Here is a 9012-nt window from a genome sequence, read left to right as displayed (position 1 = left end):
TGCCGACCCACGCCGGCCACGGTGTGTGTCACGTGGCCGGCGGGGGCGGTCCGCTTCCGCGGTCAGGCGGCGATGTCGCCGGCCTGGAGCTGCCAGAGGGATGCGTAGAGCCCGTGCTGGGCGAGGAGTTCGTCGTGGGTGCCTTGCTCGGCGACGGTGCCGCTCTTGTCCATGACGTAGATCCGGTCGGCGTGGCGGACCGTGGAGAGGCGATGAGCGATGACGACCATCGTCCGGTCCTCGGCGAAGCTGCGCAGCGTGCGCTGGATGGCGGCCTCGGTCTCGTTGTCCACGGCGGAGGTTGCCTCGTCGAGGATGACGACCGGGGAGTCCTTGAGGATCGCGCGCGCCAGGGCGATCCGCTGCCGCTGGCCGCCGGAGAGCGTGGTGCCGCGTTCACCGATGAGGGTGTCGTAGCCGTCGGGCAGGGTGGCGACGAAGGCGTGGGCCTCGGCCATGGCGGCGGCCCGGACCACGTCCTCGTGCGAGGCCTCGAAGGTGCCGTAGCGGATGTTGTCGGCGATGGTGCCGTCGAAGAGGAACGGATCCTGCGCGACGAAGCCGACGGCGTGCCGCAGGTCGTGCCGCCGCAGGTCCCGGACGTCCTGGCCGTCGAGCAGCACCCGGCCCGACTCCGCGTCCTGGTAGCGCATCAGGAGTTTGGCGATCGTCGTCTTGCCCGAGCCGGTCGCTCCCACCAGGGCGGTCACCTGCCCGGCCGGGATGGTCAGGGAGAGATCCTCCAGTGTCGCCGGGCGGCCGGGGTAGGCGAAGGTGACCCCGTCGAGGACGATCTCGCCCCGTACTTCGGCGAGTTCGAGCGTCCCGTCGCCGTTGTCGACCTCGACGGGCAGGGCGCGCAGGCTCTGGACCCGGTCGTAGGACGCGAGGGTGCGCTGGTACTGGTCGGCGATGCCGCCGAGGCGGCTCATCCGCATCATCAGCATCTGGGGCAGTCCGATCAGCGGGCTGAACACCTCGAAGCGCAGGGTGCCGTTGAGCACCGACCGGCCGCCGATCAGAAGGGTGCCGGCCATGGACGCGGTGGTACAGGCCCGTACGGTCTCGACGTGGCGGATCGTGCTCCGGTCGGCCTGCCGGCTGCTCTCCTGAACCGATTCGCTCAGCTCGTCGACGCGTGTCGCCTCGTGGTCCTCGGTGCAGAAGCTCTTGACCGTCGCACCGGCTTCCAGGGAGTTGATCACCTGGCTGCCCAGCCTGGCCCGGCGCTCGCCGGTGGCGGCGTAGGTGGCCGCGGCCTCTCCCTGGTGGCGCAGCGAGAGCCAGGCGATGAGCGGGATCGGCAGGAACGCGATCCAGGCGATCTGCGGTGCCAGCAGTAGGAACGCGGGTACCAGGACGGCGAGGCTGGTGCCGAGTTGCAGCACGTCGTTGGCCGGGCCGGCGAAGAAGGCGCCCAGTTGGCCGACGTCGTTGGTGAGCGTGCCGGCCACCCGGCTGGTCCGCTCGCCTTCCAGATGACCCAGTTCGAGGTGCTGGACGTGCCGGTACGTGCGGCTCCGCCAGTCGTGCTCGATGTCCTGGCCGAGTCGGCGCCATTGGAGGTTCGAGGCGTAGGAGAGACCGGCCACCGCAGCGCAGGCGACGGCCACCAGACCTGCCAGGCCGAGGAGTTGGGCGGAGGCCGTGGTCAGGCCGAGGACGGCCAGCGGGGCCGCCTCGCCCTTGATGAGGACGAGGCCGGTCCATCCGAGGAAGGTACCGAGCGCCATCTCCGCGGCCTGGCAGGCGACGGACAGGGCGGCGGCACGGTAGAGGCGGCGGCGGTGCGGACCGACGATCTCCAGCAGCGGGTGACGTTGCGCGCCTGTCCCGGTCGTGTGCTGGGCAGCCTCGACCGCTTGGCGCCATGCCTTCCGCAGGACGATCGCGGTCGCCGCGGCGACCCCGCCGGCCGCCACCAACTGCCTGCCTCTCGCGGAACCCTTGACCAGCGTGGCCCCGGCCACGACACCGCTGCCGACGGCGAGCACCGGGCGCACGACCGGGCCGAGGTCCACTCGCGGGGCCGAGGCGGCTGTGGGGCCGGCCGCCGGTGCCGGACGTCCCGCTCCGGTCGGACGTCCCGCTCCGGTCGCGTTCTCCGCGACCCGGGTGGCTGCTCCGCGGATGATCCTGCCGACGTCCGCGGCGTGCAGCCGCCCGTCGTGCCGGACGAGCACCCCGCCGGTGACCGGGTTGGCCCGGGCCTCGGTGATCCCGGGAATGCGGCGCAGCACGGCGGCGAGGATCTCGGCCGTCCGGGGGCGGCCGAGCACCAGCTCGACGTCCCAGCGCTGACGGCCCGGGATGACCGAGCGCGGGCTCGCACCCGACTCCACGGAGCGGAATCCGGCTGCGGCACCCAGTAGCGATGGCATGTGTACGTTCACCTGTTTGCGGAGGTCGCGGGAGTCCGTCTCGGACACGACGGATCACGGCGACGGAACGGGAAACACTGAGGGTGGATCTCTGGGGATCTCTGGATCTCTGCGAATCTGCAGATCTCTGCGGATCTCTGCGGATCGGCGCATCTGCGGATCTCTGCGGCCGAACGGCTCGCGGATGGCCGCCGCCCGGGCGTGCTGCGCCGAGACCGATCGGCGTGCACGCCTGGCGGCGGCACCTGTTCTTACGGGCCGTCAGTGGGACTTGCCGGCGGCGGAACCGGCGGTCGCACGGATCTTCGGGGCCCTCGCGTCCCCTTCGGCGCGGTCGGCGGCCGCGTCCTTGGTGCCGGCACGCTGGCCGACGACGGAGTGCCCTTCGGTCTCACTGGCGGCGATCTGGGCGGCCACGACGTCGGCGGCCACCTCGGCGGCGAGGTCGTGGATGTTCTCCCCGGCCTCCTGAGCCGCCTTCTTCACCTCCATCGCGATCCCGACGGACGTCTTGACGACTCCGCTCACCAGTGGCTTGAGCAGGCGCTTGGCCAGCGGCGCGACAATGAGGCCGATCAGGAAGGGCGGGACTACTGGCGGCATGATTCTCCATCCTCTCCACGCATACGTATGACAGGGACCCGGCGCGACCAAAGCCGAAAACGAAACCGGAGCAGTGCGTGGCCGGGCGGGATTCACTCTCGAATATCCGGGACTCACCTGGCGAATCGGATTCCCGGACGCCGGAACTCACCATCCGATCCCGTGATCACCGTAGTGGAATAACACCCGCCTGGACCAATCAGCTCCCCTCTGTTCACTCGTGCGAGTGTTCATGATTTTTGCGCGTAACCCTTGGACCACACCGCCCCCAGCACCATTCAATGCGATTATCCGATTACCTTTCTCCATAGATGCCCCTGCTCCGAAACGCCCGGCGCCACGGCCTGAGGGCTGTCCCGTAATCCGTGGTGGATCAGTGCGCGGCGTCGGGTGCGGTGCATCGCAAGGCGGAGGAGCGTCCGCATACTGGATGTATGTGGACGTTCCGACAACGCGGCGAGGTGCCGTAGCTGTCGTCGCGCACCCACCGGGGATTACGGGACAGCCCTTGGGCGGGACGGTTCCCCACCGCCCCGTACCGCGGAGGGCCGACGCCCCCGCGCGCACCCGCCGCGGGACCCGCGTCCCGCGATCCGCCCTACCCCTCGCGCCCGCCCGGTCGATGGGCACAACCCGCCCCGGTGCCCCTCGTACGGGTGAACCAGGATCGGCCGCCCCATGGCCCGCGACGGCTCCCCGCCCAGCTTCCAGGCGGCTTGGCACATTCGAACACCCCTTCCGCACAAGCCAGTTGGACCATCGGGACCGACACACCGGTGGCACCATGACGCCATGCTCCGACGCTCCCCGCCGGTCGCTCTGGCGGCCGCCCTCGCCGCTACCGTCGCGCTGGGCGGTTGCGGCCGAGCCGCCACCTCCTCGACCGCCGGCCCGCTGAAGATCCGCGGCACCGTCCGGATCGCCGGGACCAGCGAAACACCGAGCTTCGACCCGTACTCCGCCTTCGGCGCCCCCCAGGCCCACTACGCCTACGACTCCCTGGTCAACCTCGCCCCCGACGGCGGCCTGGTCTCCGGTCTTGCCACCTCCTGGCGGGCCACGGCGACCACGGCCACCTTCACCCTCCGCCCGGACGTCACCTGCTCCGACGGGACCACGCTGACCGCCTCGGCGGTGGTCCGGGCACTCACCTACGCGGGCGACCCGGCCCACAAGCTCGCCGGTGCCCAGACCGTCCTGCCGAACGTTCCGTTCGAAGCGAGCGCCGACGACAGGACCGGCACGGTGTCAGTGACCGCCGCCGCGCCCTTCCCGTTCCTCACCCGCACCGTCGGCCTGCTGCCGATCGTCTGCCCCGCCGGCCTCGACCGGCCCGATTCGCTGGACCGCACCACCCAGGGCACCGGTCCTTACGTACTGACCCGCTACACCCCCGGCGGACCGTACGAGTTCACCGTCCGCGACGGCTACTCCTGGGGGCCCTCCGGGGCGACGACCGAGGAACCCGGCCTCCCCGCGCACCTCGTCCTCTCGGTGGTGCCCCAGGCGTCCACGGCGGCCAACCTGCTGCTCACCGGGGGCGTCGAGATCGCCGGTGTGAGCGGGCCGGACCGCGCCCGGCTCACCGGACGCGGCCTGTCCACCGCCGACGTGGCGACCGTGGTCGGGCTGACCTTCTTCAACCAGCGTCCCGGGCGGGTGCTCTCCGACCGGGCGCTGCGCCGCGCCCTGGTCTCCGGCCTCGACCGCCGGGGGCTCGCCAACGTCGCCGTCGGCGGCACCGGCAGCCCCGCCACCGACTTCGGCGCCGAGGGCGCCGTCTGCCACGCCGACCTCGCCGACGCCCATCTGCCCGCGCGCGACGCCCCCGAGGCCCTGAGGGCGGCCGGCTGGACCCGGTCCGCCGACGGCCCGCTCACCAAGGACGGCCGGCCGCTCCGGCTCCGCCTGATCACCAGTCCCGACCTCGGCCCGACCCTGGTCTCCGTGGCCGAGCTCATGGCCCGGGAGTGGACGGCTCTCGGCGCCGAGGTCGACCTGGTCTCCGAGAGCCTGCCGGCCCTCGTCAACGCCATGTACCAGAGCGCCGACTTCGACGTGGTGGTCGGCAGCACTCCGGGTTTCGCGCTGCCGGTCGGCTTCGTCTCCTTCTTCTCCGGCCCCACCCCGGCCCGCGGCCTCAACTTCGCGGGGGTGGCGAATCCCGAGTACGACGCCCTGGTCTCCCGGGCCCTGCGGGAGCCGGACACGACGGGGTGCGGCACGTGGAACCGGGCCGCCGCCGCTCTCTTCCGCTCGGCCGACGCGCTGCCGATCGCCCGGGGCAGCAGCGGTGTCTACGGCTACCGCACCACCTTCGCCACCACCTTCGGCGGCGGGCTCGTTCCCACCAGCATCCGCCTCCACCAGTGACCTGGGGCCCCACCATGTCTGCATCCCAGCTGTCGCGGCATCCCTGGACCGTGTTCCTCGGCCGCCGCGGTGTCCGGCTGCTCCTCTCCCTGGGGGTCGTGGTCACCGCGTCCTTCGCGATGATCCGTCTCATCCCCGGCGATCCGGTCCGGGCCGCTCTCGGCGTCGACGCCTCCCCCGGCCTCGTGGCCGCGCGCAGACACGACCTCGGGCTCGACGCTCCCTTCCTCTCCCAGTACCGCCACTACCTCGACGGCCTGCTGCACGGCGACCTCGGTACGTCGCTGGTCACGGGCGCGCCGGTCGCCGAGCTGGTCCGTACCCGGTTGCCCGCCACCCTGGAGATCGCCGTCCTCGCCTTCCTGGCCGCCCTCGCCGTCGCCCTGCCCGGCGGCCTGCTGGCCGCCGTCCGCACCCGTGACGGCCGACGCCCGCGCACCGAGCTGGTGTTCACCGCGGTCACCGCCGGTCTGACGGGAGTGCCCGACTTCGTCCTGGCCGCCGGGCTCACCGCGCTGCTGGCCGTCGGCCTCCAACTGCTCCCGGTGGCCGGAGCGGCGGGCGCCGAGTCGCTCGTCCTGCCCGTCCTCGCGCTCTCCCTCGCTCCCGCCGCCGTACTCCTGCGCATCGTCCGGGTGGAGGCGCTGAAGGTGCTGAACGAGGACTATCTGCGCACCGCCCGGAGCAAGCGGCTGTCCCCGGCACGCCGCTACCTCCGGCACGCGGCACCGAACATGGTGTCCGCCGCGCTCACCGTCGCCGGAAGTCTGCTGCCCGCGCTGATCGCCGGCACCGTGCTCGTCGAGAAGGTCTTCGCCTGGCCCGGCATCGGGTCCGCCATGGCCCAGTCCGTGGTCGCCCAGGACTACCCGGTGGTGCAGGCCATGGTTCTGGTGCTCGGCACCACCGTGCTGCTCGCCGGCCTCCTGGTGGACGTACTGCTTGCCCTGCTCGATCCGCGCTCGGCGATCCGGGAGATGTGACCATGAGGCCCCCGTCCGCACTCCCCCGCTCTCCCATGGCCTGGGCAACCGCGGTCATGCTGGCGTCGCTCGTCGCGCTCGCCCTGGCCGGCCCCCTGGTCTGGGGTGCGGCGGCCGACCGCCCGGACCCGTCGGCCGTGCTCCAGGGCCCCTCCGCGGTGCATCCGTTCGGCACCGACGGCCTCGGCCGGGACCTGCTCGCCCGCATCCTGACGGCCACCCGCCCTTCGCTGCTGCTCGCGCTGGCGGCGGTGCTGCTCGGGGCGACCGCGGGAGTCCTCCTCGGGGCGTGCACCGCCGTCCTCGGGCGACGCGCCCGTCGGCTGACCGGCGGACTGATCAACCTCCTGCTCGCCTTCCCGGGGCTCCTCGTCGCGATGTTCCTCGCGGTCGTGTTCGGCGCGGGCGCCGGCGGGGCGGTACTGGCCCTCGCGGCGGCCGCCGTCCCCGGGTTCGCCCGACTCGCCCAGACCCTCGCCGCGGGTGTCGCGGGCACCGACCACCTGGCCGCGGCCCGGGTCCTCGGCCTGCGCCGCCACCGCCTGCTGTGGCGGCACGTCCTGCCCAACATCGCCGAGCCGCTGCTCCTGAGCGTCACCACGGCGGCGGGCACCGCGCTGGTCGCGCTCTCGGGACTGAGCTTCCTCGGCCTGGGCGTCCAGCCGCCCGGGTACGACTGGGGGCAACTGCTCAGCCAGGGGCTCGACCGGATCTACGCGGAGCCGGTTCCGGCGCTCGCCCCGGGTCTGGCCATCCTCTACGCGGCCCTGACCTTCCAGCTGCTCGGAGAGGTCCTGGCCGGCAAGGTCGCACGGCGCGGACGGGTGCCGCGCGGCCCCGCACCGGTACCCGCTCCGAGCGGTCCCGCCGAGGACGGGCTGGTCCTACAGGTCGAGGACCTCACCGTCGAACTCCCCACCCCCGACGGCACGATCCGGCCGGTGCGCGGGGTGAGTCTGTCCCTGCGGCCGGGCGAGATCGTCGGCCTCGTCGGCGAGTCGGGTTCCGGCAAGTCGCTCACCGCGCTCGCCGTCGCCGACCTGCTCCCGTACGGCGCCCGGGCGTCGAGGCGCACACTGCGCCTGCTCGGGAAGGACCTTTCCGCCCTGACGCCGAAGGAGAGGGACCGGCACCTCGCGACGGGCCTGTCGATGATCTTCCAGAACCCGGCCTCGGCGCTCAACCCGTCCCTGCGCATCGGCACCCAGCTCACCGAGGCCGTCCGGGCCCACCGGGGTGCGAGCCGTGCGCAGGCCGCCGCGGAGGCCGCCGACGCCCTGAACCGGGTGGCCCTTCCCCCGGCGATGCTGCGCTCACGTCCTCACCAGCTCTCCGGCGGCCAGCGCCAGCGGGTGATGATCGCCTCCGGGCTGATGGTGCGGCCGGGACTGATCATCGCCGACGAACCGACCACGGCGCTCGACGTCACCGTGCAGCGCCAGATCACCCGGCTGCTCGCCGACCTCCGGCGGGACACCGACGCGGCGATCCTGTTCATCAGCCACGACGTCGCGCTCGTGGGCGAGTTCTGCGAACGGATCCTGGTGATGTACGCGGGCACCGTCGTCGAAGCCCTGCCCGTCGACCGCCTCGCCGACGGGGCCCGGCATCCCTACACCCGGGCCCTGATCGCCTCGGTACCGGACCTCACCGCCGACCGGGGCCGGCCGCTGCCGACCGTCGAGGGGGTGCCGCCCGATCCGCTGGCGCCCGCGGCGGGGTGCGCGTTCGAGCCCCGCTGTCCGCGCCGCCGGGACCGCTGTGCCGAGCAGGCTCCTCCGCTGGAGGACCTCGGGACCGGCCACCGGGTCGCCTGCTGGCATCCGGTTCCTGCGGCGGCCCCGGAGGCGGTGCCCGCACCATGACCACTCTTCAGGTGATCGACCTCACCGTCCGCCACCCCGGCCCCCGCGACGCCCCCGCCGCGGTGGACGGAGTCTCACTGGAGATCCCTTCCGGCACCACCCTCGGTCTCGTGGGGGAATCCGGCTCCGGGAAGTCCAGCCTGGCCGGCGCGATCGTCGGTCTCGTTCCCGTGCACAGTGGCCGCGTTCTGGTCGACGGCCGCGAGGTCCGCACCCGGACCGTCCACGACCGGCGGCGGCTCGGCCGCCTGGTTCAGATCGTCCGCCAGGACCCGGACACCGCGCTCGACCCGCGGATGACGGCTCGTCAGACCCTCGTCGAGGCCGCGACGGTCTTCCGCCGGCTCGACCGGGCCGCTCGCGCCGAGCGCGTCACCGAGCTGCTCGGCCTGGTCGGGCTGGATCCCGGGCTCGCCGATCGCCTGCCGCGCCAGTTGTCCGGCGGCCAGCGCCAGCGGGTCGCCCTGGCCCGCTCCCTGTCCGTAGAGCCCGGCCTGCTGATCGCCGACGAGGTCACCTCGGCGCTCGACGTCTCGGTGCAGGCCTCCGTCCTCAACACGGTGCGGGAGCTCCAGCGCCGGCTCGGGCTCTCCATGCTCTTCATCGGCCACAACCTGCCCGCGGTCTGCCACGTCTCGGACGTCGTGGCGGTCATGCGGCACGGCCGGATCGTCGAGATCGCCCCCACCGGGACGATCCTGCGTGCACCGAGCCACCCCTACACCCGCACGCTGCTCGCCTCCGTGCCGTCCCTGCGCGCCTCCCTCCCGGGGCAGAGGTCGTCCTGAATCCGGTGTTCGTGTCCGT

The 9012-nt window shown here is 72.9% G+C and carries 6 protein-coding genes; 4 read left to right on the top strand and 2 right to left on the bottom strand.

All coding sequences use genetic code 11. From position 1 onward, the window contains the following. Positions 1 to 62: 62 nt before the first annotated feature. Positions 63 to 2381: an ABC transporter ATP-binding protein/permease gene (locus OHA55_RS34355; RefSeq protein ID WP_266714045.1), complete on the bottom strand. Its 2319-nt coding sequence runs from the start codon at positions 2379 to 2381 to the stop codon at positions 63 to 65. Between the two features lie 261 nt (positions 2382 to 2642). Then, the gene (locus OHA55_RS34350) at positions 2643 to 2984 is read right to left on the bottom strand and encodes a DUF5132 domain-containing protein (RefSeq protein ID WP_266714043.1); all 342 of its coding nucleotides are present in this window, start codon (positions 2982 to 2984) and stop codon (positions 2643 to 2645) included. Between the two features lie 792 nt (positions 2985 to 3776). On the opposite strand from OHA55_RS34350, the gene OHA55_RS34345 reads away from it, so the two are divergent. Genes OHA55_RS34345 through OHA55_RS34330 form a run of 4 tightly spaced genes read left to right on the top strand, consistent with a single transcriptional unit; the run spans position 3777 to position 8993 of the window. Continuing rightward, positions 3777 to 5357, top strand: coding sequence for an ABC transporter substrate-binding protein (locus OHA55_RS34345; protein WP_266714041.1), 1581 nt, complete (start codon positions 3777 to 3779; stop codon positions 5355 to 5357). A gap of 14 nt (positions 5358 to 5371) precedes the next feature. Beyond that, positions 5372 to 6340, top strand: coding sequence for an ABC transporter permease (locus OHA55_RS34340; RefSeq protein WP_266714039.1), 969 nt, complete (start codon positions 5372 to 5374; stop codon positions 6338 to 6340). 35 nt (positions 6341 to 6375) lie between these two features. Beyond that, positions 6376 to 8205, top strand: coding sequence for a dipeptide/oligopeptide/nickel ABC transporter permease/ATP-binding protein (locus OHA55_RS34335; protein ID WP_266714037.1), 1830 nt, complete (start codon positions 6376 to 6378; stop codon positions 8203 to 8205). Further along, entirely contained in the window at positions 8202 to 8993 is a 792-nt protein-coding gene (locus OHA55_RS34330) for an ABC transporter ATP-binding protein (RefSeq protein WP_266714035.1), read from the top strand. Before OHA55_RS34335 ends, OHA55_RS34330 begins: the two co-directional genes overlap by 4 nt. The last annotated feature ends 19 nt before the right edge of the window (positions 8994 to 9012 follow it).

This window comes from Streptomyces sp. NBC_00102, from assembly GCF_026343115.1.
Lineage (GTDB): Bacteria > Actinomycetota > Actinomycetes > Streptomycetales > Streptomycetaceae > Streptomyces.
Note: the sequence above shows the minus strand (reverse complement) of the source record. Positions and strands in the feature narration are given on the sequence as shown.